This window comes from Desulfobacterales bacterium (genome assembly GCA_034520365.1).
Classification (GTDB): Bacteria; Desulfobacterota; Desulfobacteria; order Desulfobacterales; family Desulfosalsimonadaceae; genus M55B175.
In genome coordinates, this window is the sequence record JAXHNP010000003.1 from 284,432 (window position 1) to 308,676 (window position 24,245).

The window sequence follows — 24,245 nt, forward strand, 5'->3', positions numbered from 1 at the left end:
TTTATCTGATGTTTAGTTCACGTTCCCGTTTAATCGTATTAAGCCGGGCAATATCGCATTTTACCTGCCGAAGTCGCCGCGGATTCTCCAGTTGGCCGGTTTCATGCTGGAACCGCAGATTAAAATAGGATTCAATGGTATCCTGAAGCCGTTTGTTCAGCTCATCACCGCTTAGCTCTCTGATATCCTGTACCTTCATTACATTTCGCTCCTTTCGACAAACTTGGTTTTGATCGGGAGCTTATGCGCCGCCAGCCGCAGCGCCTCATAGGCCAGTTCTCGGGAAACGCCTTCCATCTCGTAGAGGATACGGCCGGGTTTAATAACTGCTACCCAGCCCTCCGGGGCGCCTTTGCCTTTTCCCATCCGCACCTCAGCCGGCTTCTTGGTAAAGGGTTTATCCGGAAAAATCCGAATCCACATTTTTCCGCCCCGCTTGACCCGACGGGTCATGGCAATACGGGCGGCTTCAATCTGCTTTGAGGAAATTGTGCCGCACTCAACGGCCTGAAGCCCAAAGTCCCCAAAATTAAGCCGTGACCCCTTATACGCCTTGCCTTTCATTCGGCCTTTTTGTTTTTTACGATATTTTACTCTTTTGGGGCTTAACATTTATCCGATTCTCCTCGTATCCCTGGTTCTCGCGTATTACTGGCCGTCTTTGGCCATTTGCTCATCGCTTAATATCTCGCCCTTAAAGATATAGACCTTTACGCCAATGGTGCCGTAGGTAGTATTGGCATTGGTGAAACCGTAGTCAATATCCGCCCGAAGGGTATGCAAAGGGATCCGGCCCTCTTTGTACCATTCCACCCGGGCCATTTCCGCGCCACCGAGCCGGCCGGAGCAGATGATCTTGATTCCATGGGCCCCGAAGCGCATGGCTGAAGCGACCGCCCGTTTCATGGCCCGACGAAAGGCCACCCGGCGGACCAGCTGATTGGCGACGTTTTCGGCCACCAGCTGCGCATCGATTTCCGGCTTGCGAACCTCCTGGATGTCCACCAGCACCTCATGGGAGACCATCTTTTCCAGCTCTTTTTTCAACGCTTCGATTTCTGCCCCTTTTTTTCCGATAATGATCCCGGGACGCGCAGCGTGGATCTTAAGCTTGACCCGCTTGGTGGAGCGCTCAATCTCGATCTTTGAAACACCGGCATGATACAGTTTCTTCTTCAAATAGGTTCTAAGCTTATAGTCCTCCAGAACATATTTGTGATAGTCTTTGCCGGCATACCAACGAGAACCCCAGGTGCGGACAATCCCCAACCGCATGCTAATTGGATTGACTTTCTGACCCAACTTTCCTCCTTTTTACCCTTCGGCAACGATTACGGTAATATGACTCGTTCGTTTCAGTATACGGGTTGCCCGCCCGCGTGCGCGCGGCCGAAACCGCTTCAGCATGGGGCCCTCATTGACGATGATATTTTTAATCATCAGCGAATCGATATCCATTTCCCCCTGCTGATCCGCATTGGCTACAGCCGAGCGTAAAACTTTCTCCACAACTCCAGACGCCTTTTGGGGCATGAATTTCAATTGGTTCAACCCCGCCTCCACCGGCTGGCCTTTTACGGCCCCGACGATGCTGCGAACCTTCTGCGGGGAAATACGCATATATTTGCCTGTTGCCCGTGCCTCCATTTTAGGACATCCTAACCAAATCTATAAGGTTACCGTTTCATTTTCGTTTTCTTGTCACCGGCATGCCCGTAGAAAATCCGTGACGGGGAAAACTCACCGAGTTTATGACCCACCATGTTCTCCGAAATAAAGACCGGAACGAATTTCTTGCCGTTGTGCACCGCCAGCGTGAGCCCCACCATTTCCGGAACGATGGTTGAACGGCGGGACCAGGTCTTGATGACCTTGCTGCTTCGGGAAGCCTGGGCTTCGTTGACCTTCCTGAACAATTTGGGTTCAATATATGGACCCTTTTTGATTGACCGCGGCATACCTTAAATGCTCCTGATATTCCTGCTATCGATTAATCTTAAAATTTATCGTTTTTTCTTCCGTCGTTTCACGATCAGCCGATCGCTTTTCTTCCGGCTCCGGGTGCGCAGGCCCTTGGTGGGCTTACCCCACGGCGTACAGGGGTGCCGTCCGCCGGAGGAGCGACCCTCACCGCCGCCCATCGGATGATCCACCGGGTTTTTGACAACGCCCCGGACTTTGGGCCGCCGGCCGAGCATCCGGGTGCGCCCCGCTTTCCCCAAAGAGATATTGACATGATCCACATTGCCGATCTGCCCGATACTCGCCCGGCAGCTTTGCAGCACCATCCGGACCTCCCCGGAGGGCAGGCGGATTGTGGCATATTTCCCCTCTTTGGCGGTGATCTGCGCGTAGCCGCCGGCGCCTCGAACAATCTGGCCGCCGTTTCCGGCCCGCAGTTCAATATTATGGATCTGGGTACCCAGCGGGATATTTCTTAGCGGAAGCGCATTGCCGGGGCGAATTTCCGCATCCGAACCGGACATCAGGGTATCGCCCACTTTGACTTTGGCCGGGGCCAGAATATAGCGTTTTTCCCCGTCCGCATAATGGAGAAGGGCGATTCGCGCGGACCGGTTCGGATCATATTCAATGGCCGCGACTTTGGCCGGTACCCCGTCTTTTTCCCGTTTAAAATCGATCAACCGATACTGCCGTTTGTGACCGCCCCCGCGGTAGCGCATGGTCATCCGGCCATTCGCGTTTCTTCCCCCGGATCTGGTGAGCCTGCGCAAAAGGTGCTTTTCCGGCTCCTTCTTGGTAATCTCCTCAAACGTTGGGTACTCCTGGAAGCGGCGTCCTTGTGATGTCGGTTTTACTCGTTTTATTGCCATTTATATCGTCTCCTCACCTAAACGCCCTCAAAAAAGTTGATCCGACTGTTGGGCATCAACGTCACAATGGCTTTTTTCCAGTTCTTCCGCCGCCCGAGAATTCGGCCGCGGCGTTTGAGCTTGCCCCGCACATGCATGGTGTGCACGGACTGGACCTTGACGTCAAAAATATTTTCAACCGCTTTCCGGATTTCCACCCGGTTGGCTCTGGGATCCACCTCGAACGAGACCTTATTGAAGAACTCTTTCTGGAGGTTTGTCTTTTCCGTATCAAGCGGCGCTTTTATAATCTCATAGGTTCTCATGCGGCCAGCCTCCCCTCGATTTCCTTTATCGAAGGCTCCAACAAAACAAGGTGCTGATGATTCAAAATGTCATATACATTCAAGCCGTCCACACGCAGAACCTTTACACCGGGGATATTGCGCGCGGAAAGCTCCAGCGTCCTGTCCGCCTTATCGATGACAATCAGCGGCTTCTCCAGGTTAAGCGAATCAATCGCGGAAGCGACAGCCTTCGTCTTTATCTGCTCCAGTTCAAACTTATCCAGCACAACCAGGGTATCCGCCTGCAGCTTGCTGCTGATGGCCATTTTAAGCGCAAGCCGCCGGGCCTTTTTGGGAATCTTGAATGCATAGGACCGGGGGTCGGGGCCGAAGGTCACGCCGCCGCCTTTGAGCAGCGGGCTCTTGATATCGCCCCGCCGGGCCCGGCCGGTGCCCTTTTGACGGAACATCTTGGCTCCGGAGCCCTTTACATCCGAACGGTGCTTGACCGCAGCGGTTCCCCGCCGCCGGGCCGCCAGCTGGCTTCTGACCACGTCGTGGAGCACGCTCTTTTTCACGGACACATTGAATATGCTGTCGGGCAGCTCCACCTCTGATACTTTGCCACCCGCTATATTTCTGACCTCAAGGACAGCCATGGTTTGCCTCATTTCCTCGAATTCTTAAAAACGGAACTTCAACCGCGTTTTTTGATTTCAATACGGCCGCTGGCCGGGCCGGGGACCGCGCCTTTGACCAGAATCAGGTTTTCCTCCGGCCGTATATCAACGATTTCCAGATTCTTAACTGTCTGCCGGACGTTGCCGTAACGGCCGGGCATCTTTTTGCCCTTGGCCACCTTAGACGGCCAGGCGCTCATTCCGATGGAGCCGGGCAGCCGATAATTTCGGTTGCCGTGGGTCTTGGGTCCCCGATGGAATCCGTGCCGCTTGATTACGCCGGAAAACCCCCGGCCTTTACTTTTCCCGGAGACTTCGACCAAGTCGCCGACGGCAAACATATCCAGGGTTATCTCCTGGCCCAGCTGAAAATCTTCGGGGTTATCCACCCGGAACTCGCTGACATAAGCAAAACACTTGTCTCCGCTTTTGGCAAAATGCCCCTGCAGCGGTTTGTTGACACGGGACTTTTTCTTATCCCCGAAAGCCAGCTGCAAGGCATTGTATCCGTCAGTCGCCTGGGTTTTAACCTGAGTGACCGTGCAGGGGCCGGCTTCAATGACCGTCACCGGCAGATAGCGGCCGTCATGGCCGAAAACCGAGGTCATGCCCAGCTTTTTACCTAGTAATCCGTTACTCATAACCGTCACCACATTCTCGCTACAGTTTAATATCCACATCCACACCCGGCGACAGATCAAGCTTCATCAGGGCATCCACCGTCTGCTGGGTGGGATCCTGAATATCTAACAGCCGCTTATGGGTCCGGACTTCAAACTGCTCTCTCGACTTTTTGTTCACATGGGGTGAACGCAGCACGGTATATTTATTAATCCGCGTGGGCAGCGGAATCGGCCCCACAATCTTTGCCCCTGTTTTCCGGGCCGTATCTACAATATCCCGGGCGGATTGATCAAGCAGTTTATGATCGTATGCTCTCAAGCGTATTCTGATTTTAGAATTCGTTATCATAGTAAATCAGCTCTCGGTGTTATTCGATGATGTCACTGACGACGCCGGCACCGACTGTCCGGCCCCCTTCGCGGATCGCAAACCGAAGCTCTTTCTCCATCGCAATCGGTGTGATCAGCTCCGCCTTAATCTTTACGTTATCGCCCGGCATCACCATCTCCACGCCTTCCGGAAGCGTCAATATACCGGTCACGTCCGTCGTACGGAAATAAAACTGCGGCCGGTATCCGCTGAAAAACGGCGTGTGACGACCCCCCTCATCCTTGCTCAGGACGTAGACCTCGGCCTCAAACCGCGTGTGCGGCGTGATCGATTTCGGGGCCGCAACCACCTGGCCACGTTCCACATCGTCTCGCTTGATCCCGCGAAGCAATAGCCCCACGTTATCTCCGGCCTGGCCTTGGTCCAGAATCTTTCTGAACATCTCAACGCCCGTGCAGGTCGTGTTGATCGTCTCGCCAAATCCCACGATCTCCACCTTGTCGTTGACCTTGACAACCCCGCGCTCCACACGGCCCGTGACCACCGTGCCACGGCCGGAAATCGAGAACACATCCTCCACCGGCATCAGGAAGGGCTTGTCCACATCCCGCTCCGGCTCCGGAATGAAATCATCGATCGCATCCATCAGCTCCCAGATGCACTTGGTCTCCGCTCCGTCCGCATCGTCTGACTCCAGCGCCTTTAATGCGCTGCCACGGACAATCGGCGTGTCATCGCCCGGAAAATCATATGAACTCAACAGCTCGCGAAGCTCCAGCTCCACCAGCTCGATTAACTCCTCGTCATCCACCATGTCGCACTTGTTCAAAAATACCACAATCTGCGGCACACCCACCTGACGCGCCAGAAGAATGTGCTCCCGCGTCTGCGGCATCGGGCCGTCGTCTGCGCCAACCACCAGGATTGCCCCGTCCATCTGCGCGGCACCCGTGATCATATTCTTGATATAGTCCGCGTGGCCCGGACAGTCCACGTGCGCATAATGCCGGGTTTTCGTCTGATACTCCACGTGCGCCGTGGAAATCGTGATCCCCCGCGCCTTCTCCTCAGGCGCCTTGTCGATCTTGTCAAACGCCACGTACTCGGCCAGCCCCCTTAATCCGCAGTGCTTGGTGATCGCTGCGGTCAAGGTCGTCTTGCCATGGTCGATGTGGCCGATCGTCCCTACGTTTACGTGCGGCTTCGTCCGCTCAAACTTCTTCTTTGACATCTTTACTTCCTCCCCCTGACAGGGCTATTGGAGTCCTCCGATTATTGCCGCCAAAGAAAATTCCTTCAGCACCCAATGCCGTGATTCTTATAAAGTTATTTTGCCCATCCGATTCAGGAATGCAGATGGGCAAAAATATGTAAATAAATTCGACTAAAAGCAGCCAGCTACCACCGGTAATGGGCAAACGCCTTGTTGGCCTCTGCCATGCGGTGGGTATCCTCCCGCTTTTTCACCGAGGCCCCGCGGTGCTGCAAGGCATCCATCAACTCGCCGGCCACTTTACGGGCCATGGAGTTCTCAGAACGTTTGCTGGAATAAGCAATGATCCAACGAAGAGCCAGGGCGGTCCGGCGTTTGGGGCGGATCTCAGTTGGTACCTGATAGGTGGAGCCGCCGACCCGCCGGGATTTGACCTCGACCTGCGGTCGGATGTTATCCAAAGCCTGCTCAAAAAGCTTCAGCGCATCGTCGCCGCTTTTCTGCGCCATAAAATCAAGCGCATCATAGACAATATTCTGGGCGACGCTTTTTTTGCCATCTATCATGATATAATTGATAAACCGGGCCACCAGCTCACTGTTATACTTTAAATCCGGCGGCAGTTTTCGTTCTGCGACTTCTCTACGTCTCGGCATAAACTCTACACCATCTGCTCTGGTTAATATGAATCGTTACTTGGGCCGCTTGGCGCCGTACTTGGACCGACCCTGCTTCCGGTCCGCGACGCCCAGGGTATCCAATGTGCCCCGGACCACATGGTAGCGAACACCCGGCAAATCCTTGACCCGACCGCCGCGTACCAGCACCACTGAGTGCTCCTGCAGGTTATGCCCGATACCGGGAATATAGGCGGAAACTTCCACGCCGGTCGTCAGGCGGACCCTGGCCACTTTACGCAAAGCCGAATTCGGCTTTTTGGGTGTGGCCGTATACACACGGACGCACACGCCCCGTTTCTGGGGTGAGCTCTGCAGCGCGGGCGCCGCCTTTTTCTGCTCCACCCGCTTCCGTCCTTTTCGAACCAGTTGATTAATTGTCGGCATAATTCTAATAAACCCCTGTGCTACACAAAATATTTATCACCGAGTTAAAATATTTAATATTACCCTACGAAGTCAACCCTGTCAAGCTTTTTTGCGACCCCATCATTAATTCCTGCTGCCTTTTCATCCTGACCCGCTTTATTCGCTTAGGCCCCATAGGGTGCGGACTCCACTTCAATTTCCGGTGCGGCGTACTCATCCCGGCCGGTTCCGGCCGGAATCAGACGGCCCATGATCACGTTCTCTTTCAAACCTTTGAGCTCATCATAGGCGCCCTCGATGCTGGCATCGGTCAGCACCTTGGTGGTTTCCTGGAACGAGGCCGCAGAGATAAAACTGTCCGTTGACAATGAAGCCTTGGTAATGCCCAGAATAAGCGGTTCGGCCGTTGCCGGGGTGCCGCCCTGTTCGATAATGGCCTGGTTTACCTCTTCGAACCGGCGTTTGTCAACCTGTTCTTCCGGAATAAATTCGGTATCCCCGATATTCTGCACCCGGACCCGTCGCATCATCTGCCGGATAATAACCTCGATATGCTTGTCATTAATCTGCACGCCCTGAAGCCGGTAAACCTCCTGGACCCCGTTTAAGAGGTAACGCGCCAGGGCCACTTCGCCCTGAATGGTCAGGATATCCTGCGGATTGGGGCTGCCGCCGGTCAACTGCTCGCCGGCCTTTACAAAATCGCCGTCATACACATTGATATGCCGGCCCCGCGGAATGAGGTATTCCCTCTTCTCCCCGGCATCCACGGGCGTGACCGTAACCCTCTGCTTGCCTTTTTTCGTGGTTTTGGCCACCGAGACGTATCCGTCAATTTCGGAAAGAAACGCGGTTTCTTTGGGTTTTCTGACCTCAAACAATTCCGCCACCCGCGGCAGACCACCGGTGATATCCTTGGTTTTGGTGGTTTCCCGGGGGAGTTTGCCGATGATATCGCCGGCTTTAACCTCGTCGTTTTCTTCCACCATCAGGATGGTCTCCATCGGCAGATTATAGCGCGCCGCGCCGGAATCCGGAATATTGGCGGTTTTGCCTTCCTTGTCCTTGATGGAAATCCGGGGCCGGGCGTCGGCCTCTTTGGATTCGACCACAGTGAGACTCGATTTGCCGGTCACGGGGTCCACTTTTTCCTGCAAAGTTTTACCGATTGCCAGGTCACCGAATTTCACTTTTCCGGAAACCGCCGTAATAATCGGCGTGGTAAACGGGTCCCAGGAGGCCAGGAGCTGGCCCTGCTCCACCTTTTCGCCGTCTTTGACCGCCAGTTCCGCCCCATAGATAACCGGAAAGCGCTCCAGCTCCCGGCCCGAATCCGAGACGAGTGAGAATTCGCCCCCGCGCCGGTTCATGACAATGGCCCGGTTTTCGGAGTTCACCGCCACGTTCAGGGTGCCGAACTTCACGGTACCGCCCACGCGGGCGCGAATGTCGGCCTGCTCCACCCGGCGGCTGGCGGTCCCGCCGATATGGAAGGTCCGCATGGTCAGCTGGGTGCCCGGCTCGCCAATGGACTGGGCCGCCATGATGCCGACCGTCTGGCCGACTTCCACCGGCCCGCCATGGGCCAGATCCCGGCCATAGCACTTGGAGCAGACCCCGCTTCGGGTCCGGCAGGTAAGTGCAGACCGGATCTTAATGCTGGTCACGCCCGATTCATTAATCCGGGCCACGATGGACTCATCAATTTCATCCCCGGATTTCACCAGGACTTCTTCGGTAAAGGGATCCACCACATCTTCGAGTGACGTGCGTCCGAGCACCCGTTCAGACAGCGGCTGAATCACCTCGCCGCCTTCCAGCAGGGCCTCGACTTCAATGCCAAGCACCGTGCCGCAGTCAAATTCCGACACTGTACAATCCTGGGCCACATCCGCCAGGCGGCGGGTCAGGTAGCCGGAGTTGGCGGTTTTAAGCGCCGTATCCGCCAGCCCCTTGCGGGCGCCATGGGTGGAGATGAAGTATTGGAGCACGGAAAGCCCCTCGCGAAAATTGGCGGTAATCGGCGTTTCAATGATCTCGCCGGAAGGCTTGGCCATCAATCCGCGCATACCCGCAAGCTGCCGCATCTGATCCCGGCTGCCCCGGGCGCCGGAGTCGGCCATGGTGAAAATTGAGTTCACCACGTCAGTGCCGCCGGAGGCCGTCCGGCTGGCCAGCCGTTTATCCACTTCACCGATATTGTCATCTCCGGGCCGCTCGGCATGGGGCGTCTGCATGGCATCCATCATTTCATCGGCGATTTCATCTGTGGCCTTGGCCCAGATATCGACCACCTTGTTGTATTTTTCCCCCTGGGTAATAAGCCCCTCTGTGTACTGGCGGTTGATCTCGGCCACTTCCTTCTCAGCCCGATTAATGACATCCCATTTGCTGTCCGGAATGATCATATCGTCAATGCCAATGGAGAGTCCGCCATAGGTGGCCATCTTATAGCCGATATCTTTCAGCTGGTCCGCCAGGATAACCGTGGCCTTGGGGCCTTTATGCCGATAGGTATAATCCACGAGCTGCCGAAGCCCCTTTTTATTCAAAACCTTATTGACCGTTTCAAAGGGGATTTCAGGGCGGCGTTCTATGACCTGAAACAGATGGTATTTCCCCCCGGTGTAGATCATCTGGCTGACTTCCCCTTCACTCAGAGAAAAAACCGTATCCGCATCCGGGTCGCTTAGCTGAAAGATTTCCTGGAACTCATCTTTTTCCAGCAGTCCGATGTCGCCGTTGTAGGTTTTGTCAAATGCCTCGGAGTGCTCATGGACGAGCGCTTTAAAGGACTGGCCCGCCTCGATGGCATCGGCCACCTCCTCCACGGTCTCCTTGGCAGAGACCATGATATGCCGGAGCACCAGGCTCTCGCCTTTAGGCACCAGCTCCCAGAGAAGCACCCGGCCCACAGTGGTGTCGTAGCGTTTCTGGTTGATCCGCACCTGTATCTTGGCGTGCATATCCACGCTGCCCGCATCATAGGCGGAGCGGACTTCACCCGGGTCGGAAAACCGCATGCCTTCCCCCAGGACCCCGGCGACCCCGAAGGTCATATAGTAAATTCCCAGGACAATATCCTGGGTCGGCACGATAATCGGCTCGCCGTTGGCCGGAGACAAAATATTATTCGAAGCCAGCATCAGCACCCGGGATTCAATCTGCGCCTCAAGCGACAGCGGAAGATGCACCGCCATCTGGTCGCCGTCAAAGTCCGCGTTAAATGCGGTACAGACCAAAGGATGGAGCTGAATGGCTTTTCCCTCGATAAGCACCGGCTCAAACGCCTGGAGGCCCAACCGGTGCAGGGTCGGCGCCCGGTTTAGCATCACCGGGTATTCCTTCACCACCTCGTCCAGGGTGTCCCAGACTTCGGGACTTTTTTGCTCCACCCATTTCTTGGCGCTTTTCACATTGGTGACAATGCCCTTTTCTTCCAGCCGATGGTAAATAAAGGGCTTAAAAAGCTCCAGGGCCATCTGCTTGGGAATACCGCATTGATGCAGGCGCAGGTTCGGGCCGATACTGATAACGGAGCGGCCCGAGTAGTCGACCCGCTTGCCCAGAAGGTTCTGTCGGAATCGGCCCTGCTTGCCTTTGAGGGTCTCGCTCAGGGATTTTAACGGCCGCTTGTTGGTTCCGGTGACGACCCGGCCCTGGCGGCCATTGTCAATCAGGACATCCACCGACTCCTGAAGCATCCGCTTTTCGTTGCGGACGATGATATCCGGAGCATTTAAATCCATCAGGCGCTTTAACCGGTTATTCCGGTTGATCACCCGGCGGTATAAATCGTTTAAATCCGAGGTGGCAAAGCGGCCGCCTTCAAGGGGCACCAGCGGCCGGAGTTCGGGCGGCAGCACCGGAATCACCTCCAGGATCATCCATTCCGGATCCAGCCCGGACTGGCGGAACGCCTCCACCACTTTCAGGCGCTTGGCGAATTTTTTGCGCTTGGCCTCGGAGCCCGTGTTCTGGAGTTCCTCCCGAAGCTCATTATAAAGCGCGGCAATATCCACCCGGCTCAAAAGGTCCTTGATGGCCTCGGCACCGGTGCCGGCCTCAAACTTGTTACCATATAGTTCCAGTGCCTCCCGGTACTTGTCCTCAGAGAGGAGCTGCAGCCGGGTAAGCCCGGTATCCTTGGGATCAATGACAATGTAGTTGTCAAAGTAGATGACCTTCTCCAGGGATTTGAGCGTCAAGTCCAGCAAATTGCCGATCTTACTGGGCAGGCTCTTCAAGTACCAGATATGGGTGACCGGGCAGGCCAGATCAATATGCGCCATCCGTTCCCGGCGCACCTTGGACTGGATGACCTCCACCCCGCACTTTTCACAGATCACCCCGCGGTGTTTCATCCGTTTATATTTGCCGCAGTTGCACTCATAGTCCTTGGTGGGGCCAAAAATTTTGGCGCAGAAAAGCCCGTCCCGCTCCGGCTTAAATGTCCGGTAGTTGATGGTTTCCGGCTTTTTGATTTCCCCGTAGGACCAGCTGCGGATCAGCTCGGGGGAAGCCAGGGAAAGCTTAACGCCTTTATAAAGTCTTGGATTTTTTGGCTTGATGAAAAAATCGTATAGGGTTTCCAATATAACGCTCCTTATTCCTTGTCCTCAATAAGGTTAATGTCGAGTCCGAGACTCTGTAATTCTTTGGTCAGCACCCGGAAGGATTCGGGCAGCCCGGGTTCAAATACATTCTGACCTTTTACAATTTTTTCATACATCCGGGTCCGTCCCGCCATATCATCGGATTTGACGGTAAGAAATTCCTGAAGCGCATGGGCGGCCCCATAGGCCTCCATGGCCCAGACTTCCATTTCACCCAGACGCTGGCCGCCAAACTGCGCCTTGCCACCGAGCGGCTGCTGAGTCACAAGCGAATACGGTCCAATCGAGCGGGCGTGCAGTTTATCATCAACCAGATGATGCAGTTTGAGCATATACTTGGCACCCACGGTAATCTTGCCGTCAAAGGGCTCCCCGGTGCGGCCGTCAAAAAGCGTGGCTTGACCGGTCTGACTAAGGCCGGCCTCGGTTAGCAGCGATTTGATTTCCTCCTCGCGCGCCCCGTCAAAAACCGGCGTGGTCATATGGACCCCTTCCGTATAATTATCTGCAAATTCAAGCAGCGACGCCTCGGGCATCTCATCCAGATCCTTCCGGGCCTTTTCATCTGAAAATATGGCCTTGAATTTTTTCCGGAGCTCTTCGGTCTTTGCGGCCTTTACCAGTTCATTGATCTGATCGCCCAGCCCGCTGGCCGCCCGGCCGAGATGAATCTCCAGGATCTGGCCCACATTCATCCGCGAGGGCACGCCCAAAGGATTTAACACCATATCCACGGCCCGGCCGTCTTCGAAATACGGCAGATCCTCTTCCGGCAAAAGCCTTGAGACAACGCCCTTATTGCCGTGCCGGCCGGCCATCTTATCGCCCACCGAGAGTTTGCGCTTCATGGCCACATAGACCTTGATCATCTTGATGACCCCGGGCGGCAGGTCATCGCCCCGCTCAATGGCGCTGACCTGATTGTCAAACGCCTGACGGGCCATTTCCACCTGCTCCCGGTATCTTGAGACTATCTCCTGAACCTTTTCATTGGTTTTGGCGTCTTTTAAGCTCAGGGATTCAAATTTGGCCAGGGGCACCTCCGCCAGCTGCTGCGGATCAATCCGGGTATCCTTGGGATAGAGCACCTTTTTGCCGTCCGTAAAATCCGCAGACAGCTGTTTGCCGGAAATCAGATTGCCGATCTCCCTTCTGGCCGTCTCAGCGATGATGCTGATCTCGTCATCCCGGTCTTTTTCCAGAAACGCAATTTCCTCGCCCTCAATGGCGCGGGACCGGTCATCCTTGTCCACACCCCGGCGGGAGAACACCTTGGCGTCGATCACAATACCGCTGACACTGGGCGGCACCCGGAGTGAGGTATCCTTGACCTCGCCCGCCTTTTCGCCGAATATGGCGCGAAGGAGCTTTTCCTCCGGCGAGAGCTGGGTCTCGCCTTTGGGGGTGACTTTACCGACCAGGATATCCCCGGGGCCGATCTCGGCGCCCAGGCGGATAATACCGCAATCATCCAAATCCTTAAGGGCCTCCTCGCCCACATTGGGAATATCCCGGGTAATTTCCTCCTTGCCCAGCTTGGTATCCCGGGCCAGGACTTCAAACTCTTCAATATGCACCGATGAAAACACCCCGTCCTTGACCAGGCGATCGCTCACCAGAATCGAGTCCTCGAAGTTGTAGCCACCCCAGGACATGAATGCCACGGTCACATTTTTGCCCAATGCCAGCTCCCCCTGGTCAGTGGCCGGCCCGTCGGCGATAACATCGCCGGCATTCACCCATTCGCCCTTGCTGACGATGGGACGCTGGTTAAAACAGGTATTCTGATTGGACCGGACGAACTTGGACAGGTTGTATATGGTTACCCCCTTATCACTGGGATCACCGGAGGGCTCATGCTTTAAAACAATCCGGGCGGCATCCACATTGGCTACGCGTCCGGCGCGCTTGGCCACAATGGCCACCCCGGAGTCCCTTGCCACAACGCCTTCATTGCCGGTGCCAACCAGCGGTGCGCTGGTCTGCAAAAGGGGCACGGACTGGCGCATCATGTTCGATCCCATGAGCGCCCGGTTGGCGTCGTCATTTTCCAGAAACGGAATCAAGGAGGCAGAGGCGCTGACCAGCTGATTGGGGGAAATATCCATCAGCTCAATCTGCTCCCGGCCTATCTGCATGAACTCGCCCTCCACCCGGGAGATGACCAGGGGATTGACGAATTCGTTCTTCTCGTTTACCGGCGCATTGGCCTGGGCGATGGGGTGATCCTGCTCCTCAAATGCAGAAAGCATGCGGACCTCGTTGGTGAGTGTCGCATTTTTAACCACCCGGTAGGGGGTTTCGATAAACCCGTATTCATTGACCCGGGCATAGGTCGAAAGCGATACGATCAGTCCGATGTTCGGCCCTTCAGGGGTTTCAATCGGACAAATCCGGCCGTAATGGGACGGATGCACGTCACGCACCTCAAAGCCCGCCCGGTCCCGCGTCAGGCCGCCCGGCCCAAGGGCGGAAAGCCGCCTTTTATGCGTCGTTTCAGACAATGGATTGGTCTGATCCAGAAACTGGGAGAGCTGACTGGTACCGAAAAACTCCTTGACCACGGCCGAGACCGGCTTGGGGTTGACCAGATCATTGGGCATCAGGGCATCGACCTCCTGCATGCTCATGCGCTCTTTAATGGCCCGCTCCATCCGGACCAGTCCGATACGGTACTGGTTCTCCAGCAGTTCGCCCACTGCGCGGACGCGGCGGTTACCGAGATGATCAATGTCATCGACCGCGCCCTGGGTATCTCTCAGCTCCACCAGCGTTTTGGCGGTCAGCAGGATGTCTTCTTTCCTCAGAATCCTTATATCAAGGGGCGTCTCAATGCCCAGCCGGTGATTGATCTTTAAGCGGCCGACGCTTGATAGATCGTAATAGGCGGTTTTAAAAAACAGATGATCGATGAAATCCTGGGCCACCTCGGGCGTGGCCGGATTACCGGGCCTAAGCCGCCGGTAGATATCAAGGAGCGCCTCTTCTTTGGTCTCCACTTTGTCCACCGCCAGGGTTTTCTGTATGGCATTACTGGCATACGGCCCTTCCATGAAAAGCACATCAAATTCTTTAATGCCGGCATCCATAATCTGCTCAAGCAGTTTTTCATCCAGGGCATCATTGGATTTGGCGACAATCTCGCCGGTCTGCGGATCTTCAACCTCCGCGGCAATGACCCGGCCGGCCAGATCCTCCCGGGTCATGGGGATCAATTCCACGCCGGCCGCCTGGAGTTCGCGAACCGCCCGTTTGGTGAACATCCGTCCTTTGCGGACCACCACTTCCCCGGTTTCGGGATTGACCACATCCGCGGTGGGGCGCTGGCCTTTGAGAAAGTCGAAATTGAGTTCCCTTAAAAACTTTTTGTTTTTAATACAAATTTTTTCTTTATCGTAGAAATAGGACAGGATATCGTCATCCGTAAACCCGAGCGCCTTAAATAAAAGGGTCACCGGAAACTTGCGCCGCCGGTCAATCCGGATGTGGACGATGTCCTTGGGATCGATTTCCATATCGATCCAGGAGCCGCGCACAGGAATAATACGGGCGGTATAAATAATCTTGCCGCTGGAATGGGTCCGCCCCTTATCGTGATCGAAAAACACGCCGGAAGAGCGATGGAGCTGGCTGACCACAGCCCGCTCCGTGCCGTTAATAATGAACGTGCCCTTCTCGGTCATCAGCGGCAGGGTGCCGAAATAAATCTCCTGCTCCTTGATATCCCGGATATTGGGCACACCTGAGCCTTTGTCCACATCATAGACCACCAGCCGGACCCGGATGCGCAGCGCGATTTCATAGGTCATCCCGCGGTTAACGCATTCACCCACCGAATGCTTCACTTCGCCGAAATGATAGGATACGAATTCCAGGGAAGCGATGCCGGTAAAATCCTTAATGGGAAAAACGGAATTAAAGACTGCCTGCAGCCCGATATCCTCCCGCGCTTCCGGGGCCACATCCATCTGCAGGAAGCGCTGATAGGACTCACGCTGCATCCCGATCAAATCCGGGATGTCGACGATGGATTTGATCTGACCGAAACTTTTCCTGATGCGTTTATATTTCGGCGGGTTCTCTGTCATAATATCTCCAAAAAAAGTATCCACAATCATGAAACACAGCCGCCCGGAAACACTCCGGGCGTCCGTGTCACACAATCAAAATATGCAATGTTATGCAATATGCGGGGCTACTTCACCTCGACGGTAGCGCCGGCCCCTTCAAGCTGCTCTTTGATTTTGTCGGCATCTTCTTTAACAATGCCTTCTTTAACCGGCTTGGGCGCCTCTTCGACCAGGGCCTTGGCTTCTTTCAGACCCAGCCCGGTGATGGCCCGCACCTCTTTAATAACCTGGATTTTCTTGTCACCGGCGCCGGTCAGAACCACATCAAATTCGGTCTTTTCCTCTTCAGCCGGGGCTGCCTCGCCCCCGCCCGCTGCCGGGGCACCGGCCATCGCCACCGGGGCGGCTGCGGATACGCCGAATTTATCTTCCAACTCCTTGATCAGCTCCGAGAGTTCCAGAACCGACATGTTTGCGATGAATTCAATGACATCGTCTTTACTGATATCTGCCATGGATTTTCCTCCAACTCTATTTCAAATATTTCTTATATAAATGTTAATTGATTGAACGATATCTTTATCTGAACTGTCTGCGCCTATGCTGCCTCCCGCTGATCCCGGATCGCCTGCAGGGCATAGACAAGCCGCTCAGGCACATTGTTTAAGGCTCTGACCAGGCCGGTCGGAACGGCATTCATTGCTGAGAGCACCTGGCTGAGCAGGACCTCACGGGAAGGCATATCCGAAAGGCTTTTGATGGCATTAAAATCCAGTGCCCTGCCGCCCATGACGCCGCCCTTGATCTCAAGCTTTTCATTGTCCTTGGCGAAATTGATCAGGGCTTTGGCCGGCTTGACCGGATCATCATAGCCCAGCGCGATGGCGGTTGGACCCTGGAAATGCTCCGTCATCATGGCCACATCGGTATTGTCAGACGCCCGCTTCAGCAGGCGGTTCTTGACCACCTGGTATTCAACGTCGGCTTCGCCCAACCTGCGGCGCAATTCATTCATCTTGACCACGTTTAGACCCTTATAGTCCGTGGCAATCACGATCGCTGTACGCGAGAACTTTTCCGCCAGTTCATCGACGAGCTTTTTTTTATCTTCAAACCGCAAACTAAAAACACCCCCTTTCTGATGCTGTAAAAACCAGCGGTGCTCACAGTATCAGAACACCTGCCTCGGTAGGCCGGAGCTTCAGACTCCGATTAAACACGGCCCAGACGCGTGAACCTACGGTCTTTGACAGACAATAATATTTATAGATGACTATCTATTTTACGATCTCTTTGACGTACGCCGGATCGACTTTAAAGCTCGGGCCCATGGTGGTGGATATAGCGATGCTGCGAATATAGGTGCCTTTACTGGCGGCCGGTTTCATTCGGACCAGGGTATCGATGAAAGTGCCAATGTTATCCTGGATCTTATCCGGCCCAAAAGACACTTTGCCCATGGGCGCATGCACGATACCGCCCTTATCCACACGGAAATCGATTTTACCGGCCTTTAGCTCATTGATGGCCTTTTCCAGCTCAAAAGTGACAGTGCCGGTTTTGGCATTCGGCATCATGCCGCGCGGGCCCAAAATTTTACCGATTTTGCCGACCGCACCCATCATGTCCGGTGTCGCCACGGCCTTGTCAAATTCCAGCCAGCCGCTCTTGATCTGGTCAACCAGCTCCTCAGCGCCGACATAATCCGCGCCAGCCTCACGGGCCTCTTTTTCTTTTTCGCCCTTGGCAAACACCAGAACGCGAACCTCCTTGCCGATGCCGTTGGGCAGCACCACTGAACCGCGAACCATTTGATCGGCATGCCGCGGATCCACACCAAGCTTGACGGCCATATCCACAGTTTCATCAAACTTGACAAACGATGCGTTCAGCGCTCCCTCAATGGCCTCCCGGAACGTAAACCGCTGATCAGGCTCAATATTGGCCTTCGCACTTCTATATTTTTTTCCCCGTTTATGCATGATTCCGTCTGACTCCTTTTCGCCGATTAAACAACCTCAAGCCCCATGCTTCTGGCTGTTCCCGCTATGATTTTAAAGGCGCTTTCCATATCGACGGCATTCAAATCCGGCATTTTCTGCTTGGCAATTTCCTCAACCTGATCCCGGGTGACTTGACCAACCTTTTCCGCCTTTGGATCCCCGGCGCCTTTAGCAATTCCCGCCGCTTTTTTCAATAAAACAGCCGCAGGCGGGGTTTTGGTGATAAACGTAAAGGACTTATCCTGATAAACCGTCAGAACAACAGGTATAATCATCCCCTCATCATTGGCTGTGCGGGCGTTAAACGCCTTGCAGAAATCCATGATATTGACCCCGTGCTGACCCAGCGCCGGTCCGATGGGGGGGGATGGATTCGCCTTGCCGGCTACTACCTGTAGTTTGACCTGCGCGATTACTTTTTTCGCCATGTCAATTTTACTCCTATATTACCCACTTAACTTTTGGAGACTTGCACAAAGTCAAGTTCAACAGGGGTTGCCCGGCCGAAAATGCTGACCAGAACTTTGACCTTGCCCTTCTCCGGGTTGACATCCTCAACAGTGCCGTTGAAATTGGTAAACGGGCCGTCAATCACGCGAACCTCATCACCGGGCTCAAAATAGTATTTGGGCTGCGGATGGGCCTTGCCCTCTTCCATACGGCTTAAAATCTGCTCAGCCTCCTGATCGGTGATGGCCACGGGTTTTTCCCGGCCGCCGAGAAATCCGGTGATCTTGGCCGTCGAGGTCACCAAATGCCAGGTTACCTCATCAAGCTCCATCTGGATCAGAATATATCCCGGATAAAATTTACGGTTCGAGGTTTTTCGCTTGCCTTTGACCAGTTCCACTACCTGCTCAGTGGGCACCACGACCTCTCCGAACTTCTCGGAAAAGCCGGAGGCTGCGATCCGCTCCTCCAGGTTTTTCTTCACCTTGGCCTCAAAACCGGAATATACGTGAATTATGTACCACTTCAGCGCCATTCGGCCACTCATCCTTATTACAGAATAACCCGTATGATACTGGACAGCCCGATATCCACCAAACCGAGAAACATCGCAATGATAAAAACAAAAACAATCACCACAACTGTTGAGCCGATGATTTGCTTCCGTGTCGGCCAGGTCACTTTGCTCAGCTCAATTTTAACTTCCCGTAAAAATTGAATCCAGTTGCCAAAATACCTGTCAATCAGCCGCAGAATGGCTGACTGGCCTGCCGGTGAAACCTTTTTTGCGGATAACGCCCGGTTCGGCTTTTTATCTTTTGCCCGTTCACCGGCACCCGGTCCGCCGGTCCCTGTGGGTGGCGCAGCCCGGCCCCCGGTCTGATTTTCTCCGGCAGTTTCGCCGGACTCCGACTGACGGGGTTTCTTTTTTTTTGTAACTGGTTTCCTTTTTTGTAAACGCGCCATTTAAGCTCCTAAAATATTGAAAGCTCAAAGTTGATCCTCGATTGATCCGAAACGATGGGATATCAATCTTTGAGCTTGCCCGTCGAGATGGAGTGGCAGGCCAGGAGGGATTTGAACCCCCAACCACCGGATTTGGAGTCCGGCGCTCTGCCGTTAGAGCTACTGGCCTGCATGTAAAAGCCTGCCGATCAAACGGGAAGAACTTTTCAATTGCAGAAACCCCACTGGCAGCCGGCGTTACTTGGTCTCCCGGTGCGGGGTGTGCTTCTGGCAGAACCTGCAGTACTTTTTAAATTCCAGCTTATCCGGCTTGGTTCGTTTGTTCTTTGTTGTCGAGTAATTTCTGCGCTTGCATTCATTGCAAGCGAGCGTGATATTAACTTTCACCGGTGACTCCCTGTGCTGTTTTATTCGATGATGTCACTGACGACGCCGGCACCGACTGTCCGGCCCCCTTCACGGATCGCAAACCGGAGCTCTTTCTCCATCGCTATCGGTGTGATCAGCTCCGCCTTGATCTTTACGTTATCGCCCGGCATCACCATCTCAACGCCTTCCGGAAGCGTCAATACACCGGTCACGTCCGTGGTACGGAAATAAAACTGCGGCCGGTATCCGCTGAAAAACGGCGTGTGACGACCCCCCTCATCCTTGCTCAGGACGTAGACCTCGGCCTCAAACCGCGTGTGCGGCGTGATCGATTTCGGGGCGGCCACCACCTGGCCACGCTCCACATCGTCTCGCTTGATCCCGCGCAGCAAAAGCCCCACGTTATCTCCGGCCTGGCCTTGGTCCAGAATCTTTCTGAACATCTCAACGCCCGTGCAGGTCGTGTTGATCGTCTCGCCAAATCCCACGATCTCCACCTTGTCGTTGACCTTGACAACCCCGCGCTCCACACGGCCCGTGACCACCGTGCCACGGCCGGAAATCGAGAACACATCCTCCACCGGCATCAGGAAGGGCTTGTCCACATCCCGCTCCGGCTCCGGGATAAAATCATCGATCGCATCCATCAGCTCCCAGATGCACTTGGTCTCCGCTCCGTCCGCATCCTCTGACTCCAGCGCCTTTAATGCGCTGCCACGGACAATCGGCGTGTCATCGCCCGGAAAATCATATGAACTCAACAGCTCGCGAAGCTCCAGCTCCACCAGCTCGATTAACTCCTCGTCATCCACCATGTCGCACTTGTTCAAAAATACCACAATCTGCGGCACACCCACCTGACGCGCCAAAAGGATATGCTCCCGCGTCTGCGGCATCGGGCCGTCGTCTGCGCCAACCACCAGGATCGCCCCGTCCATCTGCGCGGCACCCGTGATCATATTCTTGATGTAGTCCGCGTGGCCCGGACAGTCCACGTGCGCATAATGCCGGTTTTTCGTCTGATACTCCACGTGCGCCGTGGAAATCGTGATCCCCCGCGCCTTCTCCTCAGGCGCCTTGTCGATCTTGTCAAACGCCACGTACTCGGCCAGCCCCCTTAATCCGCAGTGCTTGGTGATCGCTGCGGTCAAGGTCGTCTTGCCGTGGTCGATGTGGCCGATCGTCCCTACGTTTACGTGCGGCTTCGTCCGCTCAAACTTCTTCTTTGACATCTTTACTTCCTCCCCGTTCTTTACGGCACCCTGTTATACTTTTAAAAAACGGTTTATCATCGGGCCTTTGGGTTTACGCTGAAAAAAACACCTCAAAAAAACTATGGAGCCCACGACCGGACTTGAACCGGTGGACCTCTTCCTTACCAAGGAAGCGCTCTACCGTCTGAGCTACGTGGGCTGATACCTAGATATACACAAAGAATTGGAGCGGGAGACGAGACTCGAACTCGCGACATCCAGCTTGGAAGGCTGAAGCTCTACCAACTGAGCTACTCCCGCCCAAAGTATCGCCTCTCTATTGAATAAACGGCCCCATTTTGTGAATTCCAAGGATTCCCAGTGACGTAGTCCGTTGATTTCGACGCCCGAAATCTCCTACATGCATCTGTTTTATGTATGTGTGGTGGTGGGGGGAGGATTTGAACCTCCGAAGGCTGCGCCGGCAGATTTACAGTCTGCTCCCTTTGACCGCTCGGGAACCCCACCAAATTGTATTTTCTGGAGCCAGCGGAGGGATTCGAACCCCCGACCAACTGATTACAAATCAGTAGCTCTGCCAACTGAGCTACGCTGGCCTGTCATCAGTCAATCCATTGACAAACATGACTGCAAACCAGCGCCCGTTGTCAATGTCCGGCGATCCGAACCATCGCCGCTCCATGCCGACGATTCATATAGCCGGAAAATTTTATTGGCATTGGGCTGCCCACCGCAACGCAATGCCAAGTATTCTGAAGTGTAATTTAACTTTTATAGACCTGAAAAAAACGCTTGTCAATTTTTTTCTTTATATTTTTTTTAATTTTTTAGCTGCCCTCATCCGCATCTGCATCCGGAGTTATCATCCGCCCGCCGAATACCGCTGCATAGCGTTTTTAATTCCTTGACAGGTACATTATTTTCAAGTAGTCACTGTCAATGTTATCCGTAAAGGCAACACCCTGCCCGGCTGGGTTTGCAAAAACGAAATATATGCCATACCCATTTAAAATACGCAAGCAGAATTATAACACATCCTGTCATCCGAATTTAAACGAGGCCCCTATGCCGCATTTGAAGTTCAATACCGCCGGGATCTCCCGGCACTGGCTGTTAATTATAGCGCTATTGTTATTTATGCTGGCCGGATGCACCAGCTTCCCTATTCAAACCGGGAACAGCAATCCATCAGACGGCCAAAATAATTCAAATAACACTTCAAGCAAAGCCGATGATCCGGGCCAAACCGCATTCAACCCCCAAGACGAGATACCGACGGCCGAGATCCTGGCCTATGCAAACACGGATGCCGCGGATGATCTGGACCCGGTCCCCATTGACGAAGACCTTTCGGATAAACCCGAAGATCAACCCCCAGGGGCCGAAGACGAAGACGATACCGAGGCTGAAATCCTTGCACAAATTGAGCAGGCGCTGGATTATTACCAGGCTTCCCAGGATTTCTGGCAGCAGGGAGAGCTTGAAAACGCCCTTCACGCCCTTGACCAGGCCTATGAACAGATAATCCGTGTGGACCCCGGAGATTTTCCCAAACTCGTCCAGCAGAAGGATGACCTGCGGTACATGATTTCCAAGCGGATACTGGAAATCTATGCCTCCCGGCACACCACGGCCAAAGGCAATCACAACGCCATTCCCCATGCAATGAATGAACATATCAAAAAACAGGTTGAGTTTTTCACCCAGGGAAGAGGCCGGCAATTTTTCATCAACTCCTATAAACGCTCCGGCAGATACCGGCCCTATATTCTGGAGGCATTAGAAGAAGAAGGATTGCCGGAAGAGCTTTCCTGGCTTCCCCTTGTTGAAAGCGGCTTTAAGGTAAGAGCCCTCTCAAGAGCCCGTGCTTTAGGACTCTGGCAGTTTATCACATCCACTGGCTACAAATTCGGGCTTGAACGCAATCAATACATTGATGAACGGCTGGACCCTTACAAATCTACGCATGCGGCCATTGCCTACCTTAAAGAGCTCCATTCCATTTTCGGGGATTGGACCACGTGTCTTGCCGCCTATAACTGCGGCGAAAATCGGGTTTTGCGAACCATTAAAAATCAGAACATTAACTATCTGGACAATTTCTGGGATCTATACCGCCTTTTGCCCGGTGAAACGGCGCGCTATGTGCCCAAATTCATGGCGACCCTGCATATTATCGATAACCTGGAAAAATACAACATGGCCGATATTGAGCTCGATCCGCCGGTTCGATACGAAACGGTCAGTATTAAAAAGCAGGCCTATCTAAAAGATATTGCCGAAGCCATTGGGACAAAAAAAGATGTTTTACTCGATCTTAACCCGGAGTTAAGGTATAAGCTGCTGCCTGAAGACAAATATGCGTTAAAAATTCCGCCTGGCAGGAAAGACACCCTGCTTGCGAAACTCGAGCATATTCCGGAATTTACCCAGACCGCCCCGGGTATCGTGTATCACCGCGTCCGGCCCGGCGAAACCCTTTCCACCATCGCCAGCCGGTACCATACAACCGTCAAGCAGATCGCGTTTTACAACAATATCCGCAGTACCAACTATATAGTGGCCGGCAAGATTTTAAAGATTCCGCAGTCCAGCAAAATCGGTGGCGGCAGTGCGGAGGCCAAACTCAAAATCATTACCTATAAAGTCCGGCGGGGCGATTCCTTATGGACCCTGGCCAAGCGCTATCACACCACCACCAGGAAAATTCAGGAGCTAAATGATTTAAAAAGTGTCAACCTGCAGATCGGTCAGACATTAAAAATACCGTCCGGCTATGAGTACAGCATGAATGTCTACAGGGTCAAATCCGGGGATTCGCCGATTAAAATTGCTAAACGGCATGATATGGATCTGGATTATTTTTTGAAGGTCAACAATCTGACCCAAAAAAGTATGATCTATCCCGGCCAAAAAGTCTTTGTCAAATAGCCCCCGTAGCTCAGTGGATAGAGCAATGGATTCCTAATCCATGTGCCGCAGGTTCGATCCCTGCCGGGGGCACCAATAAAATCAGTAGTTTATAGCCCACACAAAAAATTGAAAAACCCTTAAATTATCAATTTGCCCCGCTCCTGCCCCGGAGTTTGCAAATCTGCCCCATTTTTTAAATCTATATTCGCTAAAGATATCCCGGCGGGATCTATGAAGCTAAAACCGGCTGCCTGATTTGCCCCACAAGCGCCGTTTTTATCCAGGATAAGGGGTTAGATCGGGGGAGCTGGCTTGCGGCCGGCAGGTTTCCGGCGCTGGGCTCCAGGCGGGCAAAGCACCCGGCCCGGCACCTGGCCCCGAGATCCAGGACAGACCCAGGAGAAGCCGGCAAGCACAACACCACCATAAATATTTCGACTTGTCTTTAAAGAGATCCGGGCTTGATGGATTGGCCCGCTAAAACCGGCGGCCTGATTTGCCCCACAAGCGCCGTTTTTATCCAGGGTAAGGGGTTACGGGGGAGCTGGCTTGCTGCCGGCAGGTTTCCGGCGCTGGGCTCCAGGTGGGCAAAGCACCCGGCCCGGCACCTGGCCACGAGATATAGGACAGACCCAGGAGAAGCCGAAAAGC

At 54.0% G+C, this 24,245-nt stretch carries 24 protein-coding genes and 6 tRNA genes; 2 read left to right on the forward strand and 28 right to left on the reverse strand.

Going from position 1 to position 24,245, the window contains the following annotated elements:
• Nucleotide 1 precedes the first annotated feature (1 nt).
• The 28 genes from rpmC to U5L07_04665 all read right to left on the reverse strand — a co-directional run bounded on the left by rpmC (nucleotide 2) and on the right by U5L07_04665 (nucleotide 21,277).
• The gene (gene rpmC / locus U5L07_04530) at nucleotides 2-199 is read right to left on the reverse strand and encodes a 50S ribosomal protein L29 (GenBank protein MDZ7830998.1); all 198 of its coding nucleotides are present in this window, start codon (nucleotides 197-199) and stop codon (nucleotides 2-4) included.
• A complete protein-coding gene (gene rplP / locus U5L07_04535) occupies nucleotides 199-612 on the reverse strand; it encodes a 50S ribosomal protein L16 (protein ID MDZ7830999.1) in 414 nt (137 codons plus the stop codon). The genes rpmC and rplP overlap by 1 nt, the downstream gene beginning before the upstream one ends.
• 36 nt (nucleotides 613-648) lie before the next feature.
• Entirely contained in the window at nucleotides 649-1,302 is a 654-nt protein-coding gene (gene rpsC, locus U5L07_04540; GenBank protein MDZ7831000.1) for a 30S ribosomal protein S3, read from the reverse strand.
• A 12-nt stretch (nucleotides 1,303-1,314) separates the two neighbouring features.
• The gene (gene rplV, locus U5L07_04545; protein ID MDZ7831001.1) at nucleotides 1,315-1,647 is read right to left on the reverse strand and encodes a 50S ribosomal protein L22; all 333 of its coding nucleotides are present in this window, start codon (nucleotides 1,645-1,647) and stop codon (nucleotides 1,315-1,317) included.
• Nucleotides 1,648-1,676: 29 nt separating this feature from the next.
• Complete coding sequence (gene rpsS, locus U5L07_04550; GenBank protein ID MDZ7831002.1) at nucleotides 1,677-1,958, reverse strand: 30S ribosomal protein S19; 282 nt, start codon at nucleotides 1,956-1,958, stop codon at nucleotides 1,677-1,679.
• A 45-nt stretch (nucleotides 1,959-2,003) separates the two neighbouring features.
• Entirely contained in the window at nucleotides 2,004-2,834 is an 831-nt protein-coding gene (gene rplB, locus U5L07_04555) for a 50S ribosomal protein L2 (GenBank protein MDZ7831003.1), read from the reverse strand.
• Between the two features lie 17 nt (nucleotides 2,835-2,851).
• Nucleotides 2,852-3,139 (reverse strand): 50S ribosomal protein L23, encoded by a 288-nt coding sequence (rplW, locus tag U5L07_04560; GenBank protein ID MDZ7831004.1) that lies wholly within the window; start codon nucleotides 3,137-3,139, stop codon nucleotides 2,852-2,854.
• The gene (gene rplD, locus U5L07_04565) at nucleotides 3,136-3,759 is read right to left on the reverse strand and encodes a 50S ribosomal protein L4 (protein ID MDZ7831005.1); all 624 of its coding nucleotides are present in this window, start codon (nucleotides 3,757-3,759) and stop codon (nucleotides 3,136-3,138) included. Before rplD ends, rplW begins: the two co-directional genes overlap by 4 nt.
• A gap of 38 nt (nucleotides 3,760-3,797) precedes the next feature.
• Nucleotides 3,798-4,421, reverse strand: coding sequence for a 50S ribosomal protein L3 (gene rplC, locus U5L07_04570; GenBank protein MDZ7831006.1), 624 nt, complete (start codon nucleotides 4,419-4,421; stop codon nucleotides 3,798-3,800).
• A gap of 19 nt (nucleotides 4,422-4,440) precedes the next feature.
• Nucleotides 4,441-4,749: a 30S ribosomal protein S10 gene (rpsJ, locus tag U5L07_04575; GenBank protein ID MDZ7831007.1), complete on the reverse strand. Its 309-nt coding sequence runs from the start codon at nucleotides 4,747-4,749 to the stop codon at nucleotides 4,441-4,443.
• 22 nt (nucleotides 4,750-4,771) lie between these two features.
• Nucleotides 4,772-5,965 (reverse strand): elongation factor Tu, encoded by a 1,194-nt coding sequence (gene tuf / locus U5L07_04580; protein ID MDZ7831008.1) that lies wholly within the window; start codon nucleotides 5,963-5,965, stop codon nucleotides 4,772-4,774.
• Between the two features lie 167 nt (nucleotides 5,966-6,132).
• Nucleotides 6,133-6,603 (reverse strand): 30S ribosomal protein S7, encoded by a 471-nt coding sequence (gene rpsG, locus U5L07_04585; GenBank protein ID MDZ7831009.1) that lies wholly within the window; start codon nucleotides 6,601-6,603, stop codon nucleotides 6,133-6,135.
• 36 nt (nucleotides 6,604-6,639) lie between these two features.
• Nucleotides 6,640-7,011 (reverse strand): 30S ribosomal protein S12, encoded by a 372-nt coding sequence (rpsL, locus tag U5L07_04590; protein ID MDZ7831010.1) that lies wholly within the window; start codon nucleotides 7,009-7,011, stop codon nucleotides 6,640-6,642.
• A gap of 146 nt (nucleotides 7,012-7,157) precedes the next feature.
• The gene (gene rpoC, locus U5L07_04595) at nucleotides 7,158-11,588 is read right to left on the reverse strand and encodes a DNA-directed RNA polymerase subunit beta' (protein MDZ7831011.1); all 4,431 of its coding nucleotides are present in this window, start codon (nucleotides 11,586-11,588) and stop codon (nucleotides 7,158-7,160) included.
• An 11-nt stretch (nucleotides 11,589-11,599) separates the two neighbouring features.
• Entirely contained in the window at nucleotides 11,600-15,697 is a 4,098-nt protein-coding gene (gene rpoB / locus U5L07_04600) for a DNA-directed RNA polymerase subunit beta (GenBank protein ID MDZ7831012.1), read from the reverse strand.
• Between the two features lie 107 nt (nucleotides 15,698-15,804).
• Nucleotides 15,805-16,194: a 50S ribosomal protein L7/L12 gene (rplL, locus tag U5L07_04605; protein MDZ7831013.1), complete on the reverse strand. Its 390-nt coding sequence runs from the start codon at nucleotides 16,192-16,194 to the stop codon at nucleotides 15,805-15,807.
• A gap of 83 nt (nucleotides 16,195-16,277) precedes the next feature.
• Nucleotides 16,278-16,799 (reverse strand): 50S ribosomal protein L10, encoded by a 522-nt coding sequence (gene rplJ, locus U5L07_04610; GenBank protein ID MDZ7831014.1) that lies wholly within the window; start codon nucleotides 16,797-16,799, stop codon nucleotides 16,278-16,280.
• Between the two features lie 157 nt (nucleotides 16,800-16,956).
• A complete protein-coding gene (rplA, locus tag U5L07_04615) occupies nucleotides 16,957-17,661 on the reverse strand; it encodes a 50S ribosomal protein L1 (protein ID MDZ7831015.1) in 705 nt (234 codons plus the stop codon).
• Between the two features lie 26 nt (nucleotides 17,662-17,687).
• Nucleotides 17,688-18,110, reverse strand: coding sequence for a 50S ribosomal protein L11 (rplK, locus tag U5L07_04620; protein MDZ7831016.1), 423 nt, complete (start codon nucleotides 18,108-18,110; stop codon nucleotides 17,688-17,690).
• A gap of 26 nt (nucleotides 18,111-18,136) precedes the next feature.
• Entirely contained in the window at nucleotides 18,137-18,667 is a 531-nt protein-coding gene (gene nusG / locus U5L07_04625; GenBank protein ID MDZ7831017.1) for a transcription termination/antitermination protein NusG, read from the reverse strand.
• 17 nt (nucleotides 18,668-18,684) lie between these two features.
• Nucleotides 18,685-19,098 (reverse strand): preprotein translocase subunit SecE, encoded by a 414-nt coding sequence (secE, locus tag U5L07_04630; GenBank protein MDZ7831018.1) that lies wholly within the window; start codon nucleotides 19,096-19,098, stop codon nucleotides 18,685-18,687.
• Nucleotides 19,099-19,191: 93 nt separating this feature from the next.
• Nucleotides 19,192-19,267, reverse strand: a tRNA-Trp gene (locus U5L07_04635).
• Nucleotides 19,268-19,335: 68 nt separating this feature from the next.
• The gene (rpmG, locus tag U5L07_04640) at nucleotides 19,336-19,485 is read right to left on the reverse strand and encodes a 50S ribosomal protein L33 (protein ID MDZ7831019.1); all 150 of its coding nucleotides are present in this window, start codon (nucleotides 19,483-19,485) and stop codon (nucleotides 19,336-19,338) included.
• Nucleotides 19,486-19,505: 20 nt separating this feature from the next.
• On the reverse strand, nucleotides 19,506-20,699 hold the full coding sequence (gene tuf / locus U5L07_04645) for an elongation factor Tu (GenBank protein MDZ7831020.1): 1,194 nt from the start codon (nucleotides 20,697-20,699) through the stop codon (nucleotides 19,506-19,508).
• Between the two features lie 104 nt (nucleotides 20,700-20,803).
• Nucleotides 20,804-20,880 (reverse strand) — tRNA-Thr (locus U5L07_04650).
• A gap of 25 nt (nucleotides 20,881-20,905) precedes the next feature.
• Nucleotides 20,906-20,981: transfer RNA gene (locus tag U5L07_04655), tRNA-Gly, on the reverse strand.
• 122 nt (nucleotides 20,982-21,103) lie between these two features.
• Nucleotides 21,104-21,188 (reverse strand) — tRNA-Tyr (locus U5L07_04660).
• A 13-nt stretch (nucleotides 21,189-21,201) separates the two neighbouring features.
• A tRNA-Thr gene (locus tag U5L07_04665) sits at nucleotides 21,202-21,277 on the reverse strand.
• Between the two features lie 469 nt (nucleotides 21,278-21,746).
• Between U5L07_04665 and U5L07_04670 the strand changes: the two genes are divergently transcribed.
• Together U5L07_04670 and U5L07_04675 are read left to right on the forward strand one after the other, a co-directional pair.
• Nucleotides 21,747-23,612 carry a LysM peptidoglycan-binding domain-containing protein gene (locus U5L07_04670; protein ID MDZ7831021.1) on the forward strand — a complete coding sequence of 622 codons (1,866 nt, stop codon included), beginning with the start codon at nucleotides 21,747-21,749 and terminating at the stop codon, nucleotides 23,610-23,612.
• Nucleotides 23,612-23,687, forward strand: a tRNA-Arg gene (locus tag U5L07_04675). Before U5L07_04670 ends, U5L07_04675 begins: the two co-directional genes overlap by 1 nt.
• The last annotated feature ends 558 nt before the right edge of the window (nucleotides 23,688-24,245 follow it).

Coding starts and splice junctions, on each gene's coding strand:
- tuf (MDZ7831008.1), bottom strand. CDS start 5,965: ATGTCAAAGAAGAAGTTTGAGCGGACGAAGCCGCACGTAAACGTAGGG.
- secE (MDZ7831018.1), bottom strand. CDS start 19,098: ATGGCGCGTTTACAAAAAAGGAAACCAGTTACAAAAAAAAAGAAACCC.
- rplW (MDZ7831004.1), bottom strand. CDS start 3,139: ATGAGAACCTATGAGATTATAAAAGCGCCGCTTGATACGGAAAAGACA.
- rpsL (MDZ7831010.1), bottom strand. CDS start 7,011: ATGCCGACAATTAATCAACTGGTTCGAAAAGGACGGAAGCGGGTGGAG.
- rplK (MDZ7831016.1), bottom strand. CDS start 18,110: ATGGCGAAAAAAGTAATCGCGCAGGTCAAACTACAGGTAGTAGCCGGC.
- nusG (MDZ7831017.1), bottom strand. CDS start 18,667: ATGGCGCTGAAGTGGTACATAATTCACGTATATTCCGGTTTTGAGGCC.
- rplB (MDZ7831003.1), bottom strand. CDS start 2,834: ATGGCAATAAAACGAGTAAAACCGACATCACAAGGACGCCGCTTCCAG.
- U5L07_04670 (MDZ7831021.1), top strand. CDS start 21,747: ATGCCGCATTTGAAGTTCAATACCGCCGGGATCTCCCGGCACTGGCTG.
- rplV (MDZ7831001.1), bottom strand. CDS start 1,647: ATGGAGGCACGGGCAACAGGCAAATATATGCGTATTTCCCCGCAGAAG.
- rplL (MDZ7831013.1), bottom strand. CDS start 16,194: ATGGCAGATATCAGTAAAGACGATGTCATTGAATTCATCGCAAACATG.
- rpoB (MDZ7831012.1), bottom strand. CDS start 15,697: ATGACAGAGAACCCGCCGAAATATAAACGCATCAGGAAAAGTTTCGGT.
- rplA (MDZ7831015.1), bottom strand. CDS start 17,661: ATGCATAAACGGGGAAAAAAATATAGAAGTGCGAAGGCCAATATTGAG.
- rpmC (MDZ7830998.1), bottom strand. CDS start 199: ATGAAGGTACAGGATATCAGAGAGCTAAGCGGTGATGAGCTGAACAAA.
- rplP (MDZ7830999.1), bottom strand. CDS start 612: ATGTTAAGCCCCAAAAGAGTAAAATATCGTAAAAAACAAAAAGGCCGA.
- tuf (MDZ7831020.1), bottom strand. CDS start 20,699: ATGTCAAAGAAGAAGTTTGAGCGGACGAAGCCGCACGTAAACGTAGGG.
- rplD (MDZ7831005.1), bottom strand. CDS start 3,759: ATGGCTGTCCTTGAGGTCAGAAATATAGCGGGTGGCAAAGTATCAGAG.
- rpsG (MDZ7831009.1), bottom strand. CDS start 6,603: ATGCCGAGACGTAGAGAAGTCGCAGAACGAAAACTGCCGCCGGATTTA.
- rpsS (MDZ7831002.1), bottom strand. CDS start 1,958: ATGCCGCGGTCAATCAAAAAGGGTCCATATATTGAACCCAAATTGTTC.
- rplC (MDZ7831006.1), bottom strand. CDS start 4,421: ATGAGTAACGGATTACTAGGTAAAAAGCTGGGCATGACCTCGGTTTTC.